The 14,771-nt window shown below is 65.7% G+C and carries 14 protein-coding genes; 6 read left to right on the top strand and 8 right to left on the bottom strand.

Annotated features, from left to right (window positions below; genetic code table 11):
- Positions 1-861: 861 nt before the first annotated feature.
- Positions 862-1,209: a hypothetical protein gene (locus ACVINW_RS27825; protein ID WP_456754229.1), complete on the bottom strand. Its 348-nt coding sequence runs from the start codon at positions 1,207-1,209 to the stop codon at positions 862-864.
- A 53-nt stretch (positions 1,210-1,262) separates the two neighbouring features.
- Here ACVINW_RS27825 and ACVINW_RS27820 point away from each other — a divergent pair, with 53 nt between their 5' ends.
- Positions 1,263-2,396 carry a serine hydrolase domain-containing protein gene (locus ACVINW_RS27820; protein WP_456754228.1) on the top strand — a complete coding sequence of 378 codons (1,134 nt, stop codon included), beginning with the start codon at positions 1,263-1,265 and terminating at the stop codon, positions 2,394-2,396.
- Positions 2,397-2,699: 303 nt separating this feature from the next.
- Here the strand turns inward: ACVINW_RS27820 and ACVINW_RS27815 are convergent, their stop codons facing one another.
- Positions 2,700-4,232, bottom strand: coding sequence for an acyl-CoA carboxylase subunit beta (locus ACVINW_RS27815; protein WP_456754227.1), 1,533 nt, complete (start codon positions 4,230-4,232; stop codon positions 2,700-2,702).
- Positions 4,233-4,487: 255 nt separating this feature from the next.
- Here ACVINW_RS27815 and ACVINW_RS27810 point away from each other — a divergent pair, with 255 nt between their 5' ends.
- Positions 4,488-4,898, top strand: a complete 411-nt coding sequence (locus ACVINW_RS27810) for a DUF4260 domain-containing protein (RefSeq protein WP_456754226.1) — start codon at positions 4,488-4,490, stop codon at positions 4,896-4,898.
- A gap of 13 nt (positions 4,899-4,911) precedes the next feature.
- Here ACVINW_RS27810 and ACVINW_RS27805 read toward each other — a convergent pair whose 3' ends face one another.
- Positions 4,912-5,853, bottom strand: coding sequence for a DMT family transporter (locus tag ACVINW_RS27805; RefSeq protein WP_456754225.1), 942 nt, complete (start codon positions 5,851-5,853; stop codon positions 4,912-4,914).
- A gap of 169 nt (positions 5,854-6,022) precedes the next feature.
- Between ACVINW_RS27805 and ACVINW_RS27800 the strand changes: the two genes are divergently transcribed.
- Positions 6,023-7,378, top strand: a complete 1,356-nt coding sequence (locus ACVINW_RS27800; RefSeq protein ID WP_456756518.1) for an aminotransferase-like domain-containing protein — start codon at positions 6,023-6,025, stop codon at positions 7,376-7,378.
- A 208-nt stretch (positions 7,379-7,586) separates the two neighbouring features.
- Here the strand turns inward: ACVINW_RS27800 and ACVINW_RS27795 are convergent, their stop codons facing one another.
- From ACVINW_RS27795 to ACVINW_RS27775, 5 genes are all read right to left on the bottom strand, one after another.
- A complete protein-coding gene (locus ACVINW_RS27795) occupies positions 7,587-8,243 on the bottom strand; it encodes a carboxymuconolactone decarboxylase family protein (protein ID WP_456754224.1) in 657 nt (218 codons plus the stop codon).
- Between the two features lie 82 nt (positions 8,244-8,325).
- Positions 8,326-9,138, bottom strand: a complete 813-nt coding sequence (gene blaOXA, locus ACVINW_RS27790) for a class D beta-lactamase (protein WP_456756517.1) — start codon at positions 9,136-9,138, stop codon at positions 8,326-8,328.
- Positions 9,139-9,228: 90 nt separating this feature from the next.
- A complete protein-coding gene (locus ACVINW_RS27785; RefSeq protein WP_456754223.1) occupies positions 9,229-9,492 on the bottom strand; it encodes an EscU/YscU/HrcU family type III secretion system export apparatus switch protein in 264 nt (87 codons plus the stop codon).
- Positions 9,489-11,075 carry a flagellar hook-length control protein FliK gene (gene fliK, locus ACVINW_RS27780; protein WP_456754222.1) on the bottom strand — a complete coding sequence of 529 codons (1,587 nt, stop codon included), beginning with the start codon at positions 11,073-11,075 and terminating at the stop codon, positions 9,489-9,491. Before fliK ends, ACVINW_RS27785 begins: the two co-directional genes overlap by 4 nt.
- Before the next feature lie 64 nt (positions 11,076-11,139).
- Positions 11,140-11,925 (bottom strand): ATP12 family chaperone protein, encoded by a 786-nt coding sequence (locus ACVINW_RS27775; RefSeq protein WP_456754221.1) that lies wholly within the window; start codon positions 11,923-11,925, stop codon positions 11,140-11,142.
- A gap of 70 nt (positions 11,926-11,995) precedes the next feature.
- On the opposite strand from ACVINW_RS27775, the gene ACVINW_RS27770 reads away from it, so the two are divergent.
- From ACVINW_RS27770 to ACVINW_RS27760, 3 genes are all read left to right on the top strand, one after another.
- Entirely contained in the window at positions 11,996-12,451 is a 456-nt protein-coding gene (locus ACVINW_RS27770; RefSeq protein WP_456754220.1) for a hypothetical protein, read from the top strand.
- A gap of 103 nt (positions 12,452-12,554) precedes the next feature.
- Complete coding sequence (locus ACVINW_RS27765) at positions 12,555-13,364, top strand: IclR family transcriptional regulator (RefSeq protein ID WP_456754219.1); 810 nt, start codon at positions 12,555-12,557, stop codon at positions 13,362-13,364.
- A 183-nt stretch (positions 13,365-13,547) separates the two neighbouring features.
- Positions 13,548-14,729 (top strand): aminotransferase class V-fold PLP-dependent enzyme, encoded by a 1,182-nt coding sequence (locus ACVINW_RS27760; protein WP_456754218.1) that lies wholly within the window; start codon positions 13,548-13,550, stop codon positions 14,727-14,729.
- Positions 14,730-14,771 lie beyond the last annotated feature (42 nt).

Below are 14,771 nucleotides of genomic sequence, written 5' to 3'. Positions count from 1 at the left end.
AGCGAAGCGACGAAGCAATCCATCCCTCCGCATGCGCTGAATGATGGATTGCTTCGCTCCGCTCGCAATGACGGGGTCAGATTCCGATTCACATCTCAAACAGCATTGAGAGTAAGCGTCCGCATTCTCGCGGCGCGTTTCGCCCGAGCTTTGCGTTTGGTTTCGCCGCTCTGCGAGCAGAGGGCGCAGGGAAAGCCGGGTGCCGATCGCACCCATGGGCCCCGTGCAAAAGGGTAGAAAGCACGGGGGTAGGACCACAGGTGTAACCGGAGCAATCCGGCTTTCCCTGCGCGATGGCTTACAGCTTATACGTGCTCACCCCGGCGAGACTTGGCTTTGTTGTCACCGTCTCCGCACGCGCAAATGCGCAATGGGAAAGACACCTGCCACTAGGGTGTCAGGCCTGCACGATTTCGCCGTCCGCCCGATCGCGCACTCGTCAGTTGCGCAATCGGCGTCCACCGCATCTCACCGCAACACTCCTGACGATGCGCAGCGCCCCTCGATCGGGTGAGACACGCATATTGAACATCTGAGTTGGGTGAAACGCGAAGCGGAATTTTGCCCGTCGGGTTAATATGTCGCAGGGCACGCGCACTCCACCCGTCATTCCAGGGCGTGCGAAGCATGAGCCGGAATCCATTGCCCCACACGCTTTGCGGCCCAATGGATTCCGGGCTCTCGCCTACGGCGAGCCCCGGAAATGACGGAGAGTAGTGAGCGAAGCATGTAGCCCGCATGAGCGAAGCGATATGCGGGGCGATGCTCGCCGAGCGTTAGAACGGCCCCGGATATCGCGGAGCCTATCATCGGGCGCGCGTTCGGGCGACCCGTTGGCTCATCCGGGCTACAGCCTTTGCCTCACATCAACTTTAGCGGCGCATCATGCACGAGCCGAAGATCGATATTGCCGATCAGCCGCGCACGACGCGCCTCGGCGGTGCTGATCGCGGCCTCGGTCTGCCGCAAGGTGCTGACATTCGATCCGAGCGACACGATACCGCCGAGCACCAGCGCGATCGATCCGAGCGCTGCGGTCTGCCCTGCCCCGAACAGGCCGATCAGCGCGATCGCCAGCAATGCGAACCCACCGGCGATTGCGACCTTCGAGCCGAGAATGATCCGCCGCGATCGTTCGGCGCTTTCGGCCAGTTCCTCGATCTGCGCCTCGATGTCGGAAATCTCGTCGGTCGGATCGTCTTCAGTCATCGGATTCGAACCCTGCAGAGCGGGTCAGGCAACGGCGGAAGCCGTAACCCGCCATGTTCATTTTCGCAAGGAACCGCTACGCTCACAAGCACGCCATCCGATCGGGGCTCAAATCGATGCTAGCCTGCGCAACGCTTGACGACGGATGGGCCGTTGCGGCTCCCGCCGAGGTCGACTTCGATGCCGACCGGCTCTCGGCGCTCGACGCGTTTCTCAAGCAATGGCCCAAGCGTAATGTTCACGCCGTTGTCATCGTGCGGCGCGGCAAGCTGGTGTTCGAGCGCTATTTCTCCGGCCGGGAACGGCGGTGGATGGAGTGGTCTGCACCCGTTCAGTTTTCGCCGGAAACGAAGCACGACATCCGCTCCATCACGAAAAGCGTGACCTCGCTGCTCATCGGCCGCGCCGTGAGCGACGGACAATTTCCGCCACTCGATTCCTCACTGATCGACTACTTCCCCGAATATGCCGATCTTCGTACAGCCAAGAACGCGCGGATCACGTTCCGGCACCTGCTCACCATGTCGCATGGCCTGCGCTGGGACGAGGCGCGCGGCTGGAAAAGCCAGGCGAACAACGAACGGCATCTGCTCGAAGCGCAGGATCCCTATCGCTATGTTCTGCAGCAGCGGATGGCGCTACCGCCCGGCGTCCTGTTCAACTATAGCGGCGGCGCCACCAGCCTGCTCGCTGCGGCCCTTGCCAAGAGCGTCGGCCAAAGGATCGATGTCTATGCCCGCGAGAAGCTTTTCGAACCGCTATGCATCACCGACGTCGAGTGGCTGACCTTTACTGGCAGCTCCGAACTTGCGGCCTTTGCCGGATTGCGACTGCGGCCGCGCGACCTCGCCAAGCTTGGCCAACTCGTCGCGGATGATGGACGCTGGAACGGCAGACAGGTCGTGCCCGCCGCGTGGATCGCCGAGTCGACCAAGCCCCGCGTCAACGCCGGAGGGCACGTGGGCGTCTACTATGGCTATCAATGGTGGCTCGGCCGTTCCCTGCTGCACGGTCGCGACCTGACCTGGATTGCCGGGTTCGGCGCTGGCGGCCAGCGCCTTTTCATCCTGCCCAGGCTCGATCTCGTTGTCGTCGTGAACGCCTTCGATACCCATCTCATCCCGAACGCCATCTTCAACCAGTTCGTCCTGCCTGCCGTCACGGATTGTCCGCCCGTTTCCGGATAAAAGGGCGCGAATGGATTGAGGTCCACTTCGGTTGGTAGGGCGGGTCAGGCGAAGCCGTAACCCGCCGCGGATCGTGCGGACGAAGATGGCGGGTTACGCTTGCGCTAATCTTACTGCGTCATAATTCTGCCTCCGCCGTCATTGCGAGGAGCGATAGCGACGAAGCAATCCATCCAACCGCGTTTGCGGGCCGATGGATTGCTTCGCTTCGCTCGCAATGACGGCTGGATTCGTTCACGGCCTCTCAGGATCGGCTGAAAGAGCGCTTGTGACGCAGTAGTACTAACCCACCCTACGCTGCCGTCACAACGGCAAATTGTCGTGCTTCTTCGCCGGGATCTCCACCTTCTTATCCCTGAGCATCGCCAGCGCCCGCGCGATCCGCTTCCTCGTCGAATGCGGCATGATGACGTCGTCGATGTAGCCGCGCTCGGCGGCGATGAAGGGGGACAGGAAGCGGTCTTCGTATTCCTTGGTGCGCGCCGCGATCTTGTCGGGGTCGCCGATGTCACTGCGGAAGATGATCTCCACCGCGCCCTTGGCGCCCATCACGGCGATCTGGGCGGTCGGCCAGGCGTAGTTCATGTCGGCGCCGATCTCCTTCGACGCCATCACGTCGAAGGCGCCGCCATAGGCCTTGCGGGTGATGATGGTGACGAGCGGCACCGTGCACTGCGAATAGGCGAACAGCAGCTTGGCGCCGTGCTTGATCAGCCCGCCATATTCCTGCGCGGTTCCGGGCAGGAAGCCCGGCACATCGACGAAGGTGACGATCGGGATGTTGAAGGCATCGCAGAACCGCACGAAGCGCGCGGCCTTGCGCGAGGCGTCGGAGTCGAGCACGCCCGCCAGCACCATCGGCTGGTTGGCGACGAAGCCCACGGTGCGGCCGGCGATGCGGCCGAAGCCGGTGACGATGTTCTTGGCGAAGGTCTCCGAGATCTCGAAGAAGTCGCCCTCGTCGACGACCTTCAGGATCAATTCCTTCATGTCGTAGGGCTTGTTCGGATTGTCGGGGATCAGCGTGTCCAAGGACATGCCGAGGCGGCCGACATCGTCGAAGCTCGGCCATTCCGGCACGCCGTCGGTGTTGTTCGACGGCAGGAAGTCGATCAGCCGGCGCATCTGCAAGAGCGCGTCGACGTCGTTCTCGAACGCGCCGTCGGCAATCGAGGAGCGCGTCGCATGCACCGAGGCGCCGCCGAGTTCCTCCGCGGTCACCACCTCGTTGGTGACGGTCTTCACCACGTCGGGGCCGGTGACGAACATGTAAGAGGTGTTCTTCACCATGAAGATGAAGTCGGTCATCGCGGGCGAGTAGACGTCGCCGCCGGCGCAGGGGCCCATGATGACGGAGATCTGCGGGATCACGCCCGAGGCAATGACGTTGCGGCGGAACACGTAGGAATAACCTGCCAAGGCAGCGACGCCCTCCTGGATGCGCGCGCCGCCGGCGTCATAGAGGCCGATGATCGGCGCCCTCGCCTTCATCGCCATGTCCTGAAGCTTTGTGATCTTCAGCGCATGGGTTTCGGACAGCGAGCCGCCGAACACGGTAAAATCCTTGGCAAAGACAAACGTCTTGCGGCCATTGACCGTGCCCCAGCCGGTGACGACGCCGTCGCCGGGAATCTTGCTCTTCTCCATGCCGAACTCGATCGAGCGGTGCTCGACGAACATGTCGAATTCCTCGAACGAGCCCTTGTCCAGCAACAGCTCGATCCGCTCGCGGGCGGTCAGCTTGCCGCGGGCATGCTGCGCCTCGATGCGCTTTTCGCCGCCGCCCAATTTGGCGCCGGCGCGCCGCTCTTCGAGGGTGTCGAGGATGTCTTTCATTTGTTTCCGCCCGTGTTAGCTACAGTTCGCGTCCCGGCGCCAGCCGGGGGTCCGTTTGGTTCGGAAATAGCTTTAGCACGGCCATTTCGGAACCGGAAAGCCGCTTGTGGGCGGCTAAAGCGCGATGGAATCGAGTGAATGGCGCTTTAGCTCCTTGTTTGGGCATGATCTCTTCGGAAAACCGCTTCGCACTTTTCCGGATCATGCCGTGGGGCGCAAAAACGGTAGGATTTTCCGACATCTGGGGAGACAGCGATGACTGACACGACCACGGCCGAGACCGGCGCTGCGACCGGCGGGGTCCGCACCCTCCTCCGGCTGGAAGGGCTGGTGCTGTTCGTCGGGATGACCGTGCTCTATTACAAGTGGGAGGGCTCCTGGCTGGTCTATGTGCTGCTGTTCCTGGTGCCGGATATCAGCTTCGCCGCCTACCTGATCAGCCCGCGCGCCGGCGCCATCGCCTACAATGCCGCCCACACCTATCTGGCGCCGGTGGCGCTGATGACGCTGGGTTTTGCCGGCGAAGGCCCGCTGGTGCTCTCGATCGCGATGATCTGGCTCGCCCATATCGGGATCGACCGCGCGCTCGGCTACGGGCTGAAATACTATGCCGGGTTCGGCTACACCCATCTCGGGCGAATCGGCAAGGCACAGGATCCCGCCTGAGGAGAAACAGCCGTCAGGCGAAGCGGCGCGCGAACACCACGCAGACGACGACCAGCATGGTCGCTGCCATCATCGACCACGGCACCGGCTCGTGCAGCAGCAGCCCGGCCAGCGCGAGGCCGAAGAACGGCTGCAAGAGCTGCAACTGGCCGACGCTGGCGATGCCGCCGCGCACAAGGCCGCGGTACCAGAACATGAAGCCGACCAGCATGCTGAAGATCGAGACATAGCCGAGCCCGAGCCAAGCCGGCGCGCCGATGCCCTGCCAGCTCGGCGGCAGCGTCATGACGGTCATCACGAGCACCACCGGCGCCGAGAGCACCAGCGCCCAGGAGATCACCTGCCAGCCGCCGAGCCGGCGCGACAGCGCAGCCCCCTCGGCATAGCCGAGGCCGCAGACGATGATCGCCGCGACCATCAGCAGGTCGCCGGTGAGCGACGCCGATCCGCCGCCCGACAACGCGAAGGCTGCGACCGTGGCGCTGCCGACGCCGGAGAACAGCCAGAATTTTGGCCTCGGCCGCTCGCCGCCGCGCAGCACGCCGAAGATCGCGGTCGACAGCGGCAACAGCCCGATGAACACGATCGAATGCGCCGAGGTGATGTGCTGAAGCGCGAGCGCCGTCAGCAGCGGAAAGCCGATCACGACGCCGAGCGCCACTGTCGTCAGCGACACCAGGTCGCGCCGTTGCGGCCAGGGCTGCCGCAGCACCGCGAGCAGCACGGCCCCCAGCAGCGCCGCGATCGCGGCGCGGGCCGAGGTCAGGAACAGCGGCGAGAACCCGGCCACCGCGACACGGGTCGCCGGCAGCGAGCCGCTGAAGATGATCACGCCGAGCAGGCCGCTGCCCCAGCCCTCCAGCGACGCGCCGCCGCTCCCCTCGCCCGCCCAAGACGTTTCCGACAATGACTTTCCCGACAATGACTTGCCCGACAACGTCTTCGAATCGCTCATCGCACACCTCGACTTTCGCGGGCGAGGATAGCGGCGACGGACTGGCCAAGGCAGTCACGGATCAGTACAATATCGCCAAGCTGTATGGGTAAAGGTAGGCATACACTTGCGGCAACCATCCAACGATCGCGCTATTTTGGCGCCGAAGGCGAGGCGGACCACCGACGTGATGAACGCGATCCGCGCCAGGATCGCGAGCCGCACGCTCGCCGCCAGCGACCGCCTGCCCTCGATCCGCAGCTTTGCCGCGACCATGGGCGTCTCGCCCTCGACCGTGGTCGAGGCCTATGACCGGCTCGCCGCCGAAGGCCTGATCCGGGCCCGGCCGGGCTCAGGCTTCTATGTCTCGTCCGCGGCGCTGCCGCCGCTGTCGCTGGCCAAGGACCAGCCGCAGCGCGACCGCGCCGTCGATCCGTTCTGGGTGTCGCGGCAATCGCTCGATGCGGCGAGCGGCGCGCTGAAGCCGGGCTGCGGCTGGTTGCCCGCCGACTGGATGCCGACCGAGGCGCTGCGGCGCGCGTTCCGCGGCCTGGCGCGGGCCGAGGACGCGGTGCTTGCCGATTACGGCGCGACGCGCGGCTCGCTGGCCCTGCGCCGCACGCTGATGGCGCGGTTCGCCGACGAGGGCCTCGACGTATCGCCCGAGCAGGTGCTGCTGACGATGTCCGGCACCCAGGCGATCGACCTGATCTGCCGCTTCCTGCTGCGGCCCGGCGACACGGTGCTGGTCGACGATCCCTGCTATTTCAATTTCCGCGCGCTGCTGCGCGCCCATCAGGTCAAGCTGGTCAGCGTGCCCTACACCCCGGCGGGCCCCAATGTTGCAAGCTTCGAGGCGGTGCTCGAGGCCGAGCGGCCGCGGCTCTACATCACCGTGTCCGGGCTGCACAATCCGACCGGGGCGACGATGTCGCCGCAGACCGCGCACCGCGTGCTGAATTCCGCCACCGCCTGCGATCTCACCATCGTCGAGGACGACATCTTCGCCGATTTCGAGCCGGAGCCGTCGGCGCGGCTCGCGGCGCTCGACGGGCTGAACCGCGTGATCCGGATCGGCAGCTTCTCCAAGACGCTTTCGGCGTCGTTGCGCTGCGGCTTCATCGCGGCGCGCGCCGACTGGATCGAGCAGCTGGTCGATCTGCAGGTCGCGACCGGGTTCGGCGGCCCCTGCGCGGTCGCGACCGAGATCATCGCCAGCGTGCTCGCGACCGGCTTCTACCGCAAGCATGTCGAGGAGCTGCGCCGGCGGCTCGTGCGCGCCCGCCGCGACGTCGGCGAGAAATTGCAGCGCATCGGCATCGAGCCGTGGCTGATGCCGCGCGGCGGCTTCCAGCTCTGGTGCCGCCTGCCCGACGGCTGCGACTCCGCCGACGTGGCACGCGCCGCGCTCGCCGACAACATCGTGCTGGCGCCGGGCAACGTGTTCTCGACCACGCAATCGGCCACCGGCTTCATGCGCTTCAACGTCGCGCAATGCCGCGACCCGAAGCTGATGCCGGCGTTGCAGCGGGCGATCGGGCGGTGATGGCTACCGCGACGGCGCTCTACTCCCTCGTCCCGTTCTTACGGGGTCGAGACAAGCGAAGCTTGCTCTTAGAGGGTTGGGGTGAGGGGCTGTCTCCGCAAACACGGTAATAGCTGCATTCGCGGAGACTCCCCCTCACCCGGACCGCATCTACGATGCGTTCCGACCTCTCCCCGCAAGCGGGGCGAGGTGAAGTGGGGGCAGCACCCTACTTCTCCCCGACCTTGAACGGCTCCTCCTTGCCGGGCGGCACGGTCTCCTCGGCCATCGCCAGGATCATCGCGACCATCACGTAATTGCCGGCGAGCGCGGTGAGATCGACGATCTGCTGATCGTTGAAGATCTTTTTCGCCCGCGCATAGGTCTCGTCGGACACCTTCTTGGTCGTGGTCAGCTCGGTGACGAAGTCGTACACGACGGCCTCGTCGTCGGCCATTTTCGACGGCCGGTTGCCGGCCTTGAGCTCGGCGATCACGTCGGTCGACAGGCCGGCCTTGGCCGCCAGCGGCGCATGCGCGAACCATTCGACCTGCGAGCGCCACTGCCGGCCGATGATCAGGATCGCGAATTCGTTGAGCCGCGTGGGCACCGAGGTCTGCCAGCGCAGATAGTAGAACAGATCGTACAGGCGTTGGCCGAGCACCGGGCTGCGGATGATCGGATTGTAGGGCCCGCCGATTCCGACGCTCGACACCTTCATGATCTGCTCGCCGAGCGGCTTCTGCAGATCGTTGAGCTGATCCATCGTGAGCTGCGGGAAGCGCGGCTCCTTGCTGGTTGCCGGTGCCGAGAACGTCGTGGCCGCGAGCCAGCCGCCGGCTGCGGCCAGCGTCAGCGACGAGAGCCAGACTGTTGCCGAATGCATGATTTCCTCCGCTTGATTTTATTGGAGGATGCTAGTCGAGCGCAGCGGCGGTCACCAGCCGTTGGGAACGCAGGTCAGCTCGTCACAACGCGACGATATCGGTGAGGCATTGCTGCGTCACGCTCATCCGCGCGTCGATCTGCGCCTGGGTCTTGCAGTCCATGTTCATCGCGAACACGGTGACGTCATTGCCCTTCTCGCTCCAGCCGACCAGCCATCCCAGCGAGCCATGCTCCTTGTCGGTCAGGCCGGTCTTGGCGCGGATGACGGCGTCGCCGACCTTCGTCACCGGCAGGATGTCGCACACCAGCTGCTGGCTGCGCTTGCCGACCGGCAGCACGCCGCGGCGCAGCCGGTCGAGGAAGTCGATCTGCTGCACCGGATCGATCCGCAAATTGCCCGAGACCCAGAACCGGTCGATGCCGCCGCCGATGTCGCGGTTGCCGTAGTCGATGATGTCGACATACTTCTTCATCCGCTCCTCGCCGATCCGGCGGGCGATCTCCTGGAACACCGGAAAGGCCGACACCGCGAGCGCCGAGCGCAGCGTGTGATCCTTGTTCCAGGCCTCGATGCTGCGGGTCGTGCCGTCCCATTTGAAGACGTCCTTGTCGGGGTCCTGCACCACGCCGGTCTCGAGCGCGATCAGCGCGTTCGGGATCTTGAAGGTCGAGGCCGGCAACTTGCCCTCGCCCGAGCGGGTCTTGTCGCTTGCGATGATCAGATAGTCGTCGATCTTGTAGCCGACGAAGGTGCCCTCAGTGCCGAGATCGAAGAACCGCTTCTGCAAATCCTCGCGAAACTCGCTGCGCTGGTAGGATACGTTGGCGAAGCTGCGCGACGGCAGGATGCCCGCGGCAGCAAGCAGACCGAGCGCATGGCGGCGATGGATCACGGGAGACCTGATCTGGTTCGGGTTGGCGACGATGGTGGATGCCATCGTGGTGAAAGGATGGCAAGAAGGCTCTCGTCTGACGCGCGATCGCTACCGCGCCCGGCCCGACATCCGCAGTACGAACACCAAGACCTCGGCGACGGCCTTGTAGAGCTCGGCCGGAATCTCGTCGCCGAGCTCGACATTGGAGAGCGCGGCGGCCAGGACCTCATTCTCCTCGATCGGGATATCGTTGGCCTTGGCGACTTCGATGATCTTGGCGCCGATCGCGCCCTTGCCTTTGGCGACCACGCGCGGCGCGCCGGCATGGTCGTAATGCAGCGCGACCGCGAGCTGGTTCTGCGTCTCGCTCATGATGCGCGGTCCAGGAAATGGCCGGCGCGCGCCGGCGCCGGTTGCGGCGGGCTGCCGTCGCGGATCTCGATGTCGCCGGGCACGAGCTCGGCCCTGGTCAGCGCCTGGCTGAGTTCGGAGGCGCCGGCGCGCAACTGCGCGGCGGTCGAGGGACGCTCGGCCCACATCCGCACCGAGGTGCGCTCGCCGTTCAGCGAGACCAGCGCGTGCACCGGCCCGGCCGGCTCGACGTCGAGCGTGAAGCGCGCCCGCCACACCCGCTTGGCGGCTTCGGCCTCGTTGCCGCCGCCGTCGCGGGAAATCTCGAACTGCGCCATCGCCGTGCCCTGCTGGGTCAGGAACGGGATCTCGAAATTCCAGCGCGGCACCAGAGCGTCGAGCTGCGCGTGCGCGGCATCGCCATGGCCCGGCAGCGACGCGACCTGCAGCAGCGTCTGCCGCGCCAGCGCGGCGTCGGTGTTTTCCAGAAGACGATGGGCCGCGGTCGCGAGCGGCGTGCCCTGCGCAATCGACGGCTCGGCGACGGCCTGCGCCGACGGCAGCGCGCCGTGAAACGGCGGTGGCGGCGTGCTGCCGCGTGCGGGCATATCGCCCGGCAGCATCTCCCGCGGCGCGGTGCCCTGCCGTGCCGGATTGCCGAGCTCGTGCAGCGCTTCCTGGATCAGATTGAGCGCGCCGCCCGATGACGGGCCGGCATCGAGCGCGTCCGCGAGCGCGCCCGCGAGCCCCGTGGCGGTGCGCGTCACATCCTCGGCGACCGGCACGCGGGCCTGCGGCAGCAGGATCTCCTGAACCTCGAGGCCGGGCGTATCCGGCGGCACGATGCTCGGCGCCGTGCCGACGCTGGGCAGCGCCGGTTGCGGCGGTGGTGGCGCGGACGCCGGGTTTGCGGCATCCCCGGCGCCGAGCGAGGTCAGCGCCTGGCGCAGCACGATCAGCGCGGCCTTCAGATCGGGCGCGCTGCCGGCTGGTGGCGTGACGCCCGCGGCGAGCGTCGCCTCGAGCAGCAGGCCGGATTTCTGGAAGCCCGCCTTGACGGCATCGCCGCTCAAAGTCCCGTCGAGGCTGGTCTGCTGCGCCAGCACCTGCGCGATCGCAGCCTGTAGTTTGGGCGGCAGATTGGCTGTCGCGACCGCGGTGAGATTGGCAAACAGCGGCGCCTGGCTGCCCTGCACCGTGGCCGCGTGCTGCGCCGTCGCGGTGATCGTGACGCGCTCCAGCGGCGTCAGTGCAATCCTCGGTGCCGTGGCGGCAGGCTGAGCGGCTGACGTGGCGTTGGCCGCCTGGGGCGACAGCTGCACCGCATCGCCGGTGTCCGCGCCCGGTCCGACCAGTTGCAGGCGGACGCCGCCGTCATTGCTCTGCGACACCGCGAGTTGCAGGGTCTGGCCCTGTTGCAGCGGCACCTCGGTCTGGACGTCGATCGCGAGGCTCGCAATCACGATCCGCACCAGATCGGCGGACAAGACCTTCAGCACCTGCGCGTTGACGACGCTGCCGGTCTCGAGCGTGAGATCGGGCGCAACGCCGTCCGCCTCCTTCGAGGCGAGCACAGGCAGCACGGGATTGACGGCAATTGCCATGTCGGGGGTCTCGGCCGGGCGCGAGGAACGTGCCGCAGGCTAGCCCGGCGCCGTAAAGGTCTCGTTAACCGGTCGCCGGCCTGAGCTCCCTGAGGACGCCGGCGGCGGCCTTGAAATCGACCAGGCGGGCGGCGCGGCGCTGAGCGACCTCCTCGTCGACGCCCCATTTCTCGATATTCCAGTCCTCGTCGACATGGGCTGCCGCCCAGATCTGGTCCTCGTCGCGGACACCATGCGCCAGCGCCAACGCCAGCAGCGCCGAGCCGGTCAGCGTCGTCACCACATGGAGTGCGGCAACCGACCATGGATCAGTCGGGAACGCGGCGCGCGCGGCCTTGATCGCGGGTTCGGGCTGGCCGACATGCATGACCCCCTCCGCCATCACGAAATGGGCGCCGAGCGCGTCCGCGGCCCAGAACAGGATCGGATCCCAATGCTGGGCCTCGCGCGCCACCAGGGTGTCGGGGTAGCCGGCGCGATAGAACAGCAGATCGCTGCCGAGGAATTTTGCCGCATCGTCGGCGACCTCGTCGACGCGATCGATCACGCCCTCGATCACGCTGTTGGCAAGCCGCGTCAGCGGCATGGTGGTGGGATCGATGGTCTCGCCTTGCGCATTCCATTCCGCTGCGGCCGTATCCGCGAGAGCACGCGTGGGCACCACGATCGGCTTGCCGGAGGGCGAGCGGATCTGCTTGCCGTCGAGCGTGACCGAGAATCCGCCATCGGCTTCAGTGACACCGGCGCTGGTGTAGAACCGCTTGCGCTGCGGCGTGCGGATGTGGCGCCGCACCGCCTGCTGCGGATCGAGCGGAGCTTGGTCGGGGACGTCTTCGAAGAGTTCGCGCATTGCGCCGGCAGGCTTTCGTTCGGAGGGATTTCCCTGCAAGATATGTCAGCGGCAACGGCAAATAAAGCTGATGGGACGCGGCAAATTCCTTGCGGGTTTCTCACTGGTTGCGGCGGTTTTCGCCGCCACTACCGCCGGTGCCGGGTTCCGCTCGCCGGAATCCCTGATCCGCAACGTCTACGCCCATTACGGCAAGGGCAGCGCGGAGCATTCAGCCGGGCTGCCGCGCGACGAGGCGACGGCGCGGCAGTTCTTCGAGTCCGGCCTGCGCGCGGCGTGGTCCGCCCCGCACGATGCGCCCTATGATTTCCTGGTGCAGAGCCCGGCCTGGCAGCTCGGCGCCGTCTCGATCGCGATCCTGCGCCGGCAGTTCGACAGGACCTACCTGACCGTCACGTTCGACAACCAGGGCCGCAACGTCACGCTCAACTTCATCGTCGTCAACGGCCCCGACGGCTGGGTGATCTCGGACGTCGAGAGCCCGCACGATTCATTGCGGATGTTTCTGGCGCAGTTCAGACGGTAGATGGCAGTCGGCCGCGATCGACGCCCACATCGTGCGATTTCGGAACAAGCCTTTCGGTTTGCGTTGCTGTAAAGCTGTGGGGGCGACATCAGAGGAATGGATCGTGGCCAACGAACCTGACAGCTCCAACGACGGGCCACTGGATCGGGCGATCGCGATCCTGAGCTTCGTTGCCGAACAGAAGAAGGCCTTGTCGGCTGCCGAGATCGCGGCCGCGTTGTCCCTTCCGCTTCCGACGGCGCACCGGCTGATCGGCAATCTCGAAGCGCGAGGCCTGATCCAGAAGGCGCTCGGCACCAAGCGCTACGTGGTCGGAAGCAAGCTCGTGACGCTCGCCGCCAAGACGATCGGCGCCGCGTTTCGCACCGTGCGCCGGCACGCGGTGCTGAGTGCGGTGGCTGATCGCATCGGCGAGCAATGCGAGATCGGCGTCGTCCGCGACAACGTCGTGGTCTATGTCGACAGCGTTCGCTCCAAGCAACAGCAAGCGCTACAGTTCAATCCGGGTGAAGCGGCGCCGCTGCACTGCACGTCGACCGGCAAGATCTACATGAGCCGTCTGCCCGCCAAGATCCGCCAGCGGCTGGTGCAGTCGCTCCCCCTCGTGCGCTACACCCCGACCACCATCGCCGATCCCGACGCGCTGTTGGCGTTACTCGAGGAGACGCGGCGCAGGGGCTGGGCCAAGACCAACGAGGAATTCGTACAGGGCGTCGTCGGCTGCGCCGTGCCGATCGTCTCGCCGGACGGCGACCTGATCGCATGCCTCGGTGTTTCGGTGCCGGCGGCACGCGTCGGCTTCGCCGGGCTCGACGCCTTCATCGCCCCGTTGCAGGAGGCGGCAACGCTGCTGTCCGAGACCATTCTACAGGATCATGAAGAACATTTCGCATATTCTCATTTTTCGGAATAAATTCTCTCGTTTTTCGAATTAGTGATCGATCTTACGCCAATCCTGTGTATCCTTGAGGCAGTTGATTGCGCTGACCACGATTGAGGCAGCGCACGCCAAGTCCACTTTGCGACGTCAGACCTGATCGCGCCGCCGGCCCGTCCGGCGGAACGTCTTGCCCTGCCCAGAGCCACCGGAGTGATCATGCGCCAGCACTATGACATCTCGGCCGTTCGCAAGGCCTTCCCGGCCGCCGAGCGCGTGGTCTACCTCGACAGCGGCTTTCAGACGCCGCTCTCCCGTCCGGTGAAGGAGGCGTATGAACGCTTCCTGTCGGAGAGCTTCGAAAACGCCGGCCCGAAGCAGGTCTGGCTCAATCGCCTCGAGGAGACCCGCGCCAAGGTCGCCAATTTCCTCGGCGTCAAGCCGCGCGAGATCGCGTTCACCAAGAACACCTCCGAGAGCATGAACATCGCCGCCAATGCGCTGCCACTGCGGGCCGGCGACAAGGTGCTGATGATCCATGGCGATCATCCCAACAACGCCTACGCCTTCCTCAATTTGCGCAAGAAGGGCGTCGAGATCGTGTTCATCCCGATGACCGACGTGGTGGATGCGGACAGCTTCCGGCCGCATATCGACGAGCGGACACGGGCGATCTCGATGTCGCAGGTCACCTTTCACGCCGGCCATCGCTTCGACGTCGAGAGCGTCGGCGAACTCTGCGCACAGCATTCGCTCTACTTTGTCGTCGACGTGATGCAGGGCATCGGCGTGGTGCCGATCGACGCCAAGACCATGAAGGCCACCTTCATCGGCTCCGGCACGCACAAGGGCCTGCTGGTGCCGCAAGGCCTCGGCCTGCTCTACTGGGATGCGACACGGACCGAGCTGCAGCCGGCCTACCTTGCGGCAGCCAGTCTCGCCGAGCCGCCGCTCGATTTCATCGCTAGCGCGGACAACATGGCACTATCAGCGACCGCGGGCCGCTTCGAGCTCGGCAATTTCAACCTGCCGGCGGTCCAGGCCCTGGGCGCGGCGATCGACCTCATCAACCAGATCGGACTCGAGAACATCCAGCAGCATTGCTTCGAGCTCGGCGATTACCTGATCGAGCGCCTCGATCGGCTCGGGATCGGCCTGATCGGCCCGCGCGCGCGGCAGCATCGCGCGCCGCACATCTATGTCATCGCGTTGCCGGCGGCCGACTGGCTGGACTACTTCACCCGGAACGGCATCCGCATCTCGCCGGAGCGCGACGGCATCCGCGTGTCGCTCGGCATGTTCAACACCACTGAAGACATCGACCGTCTGATCGAGGCCATCCGTGCCCGCAACGCGCCATCGACCCAGGCGCGTGCGGCCGTCTTGTCCAAGCTAGGCTAGCCTATTCGACTGTCCATTCAATTCAGCGGCACCCCGAGACGC

This window comes from Bradyrhizobium sp. USDA 4461, from assembly GCF_054055655.1.
Note: the sequence above shows the minus strand (reverse complement) of the source record. Positions and strands in the feature narration are given on the sequence as shown.

Coding starts and splice junctions, on each gene's coding strand:
- ACVINW_RS27785 (WP_456754223.1), bottom strand. CDS start 9,492: ATGAGCGAGACGCAGAACCAGCTCGCGGTCGCGCTGCATTACGACCAT.
- ACVINW_RS27805 (WP_456754225.1), bottom strand. CDS start 5,853: ATGAGCGATTCGAAGACGTTGTCGGGCAAGTCATTGTCGGGAAAGTCA.
- ACVINW_RS27815 (WP_456754227.1), bottom strand. CDS start 4,232: ATGAAAGACATCCTCGACACCCTCGAAGAGCGGCGCGCCGGCGCCAAA.
- ACVINW_RS27795 (WP_456754224.1), bottom strand. CDS start 8,243: ATGCATTCGGCAACAGTCTGGCTCTCGTCGCTGACGCTGGCCGCAGCC.
- ACVINW_RS27770 (WP_456754220.1), top strand. CDS start 11,996: ATGGGACGCGGCAAATTCCTTGCGGGTTTCTCACTGGTTGCGGCGGTT.
- ACVINW_RS27800 (WP_456756518.1), top strand. CDS start 6,023: ATGAACGCGATCCGCGCCAGGATCGCGAGCCGCACGCTCGCCGCCAGC.
- ACVINW_RS27760 (WP_456754218.1), top strand. CDS start 13,548: ATGCGCCAGCACTATGACATCTCGGCCGTTCGCAAGGCCTTCCCGGCC.
- fliK (WP_456754222.1), bottom strand. CDS start 11,075: ATGGCAATTGCCGTCAATCCCGTGCTGCCTGTGCTCGCCTCGAAGGAG.
- ACVINW_RS27810 (WP_456754226.1), top strand. CDS start 4,488: ATGACTGACACGACCACGGCCGAGACCGGCGCTGCGACCGGCGGGGTC.
- ACVINW_RS27775 (WP_456754221.1), bottom strand. CDS start 11,925: ATGCGCGAACTCTTCGAAGACGTCCCCGACCAAGCTCCGCTCGATCCG.
- ACVINW_RS27825 (WP_456754229.1), bottom strand. CDS start 1,209: ATGACTGAAGACGATCCGACCGACGAGATTTCCGACATCGAGGCGCAG.
- ACVINW_RS27820 (WP_456754228.1), top strand. CDS start 1,263: ATGTTCATTTTCGCAAGGAACCGCTACGCTCACAAGCACGCCATCCGA.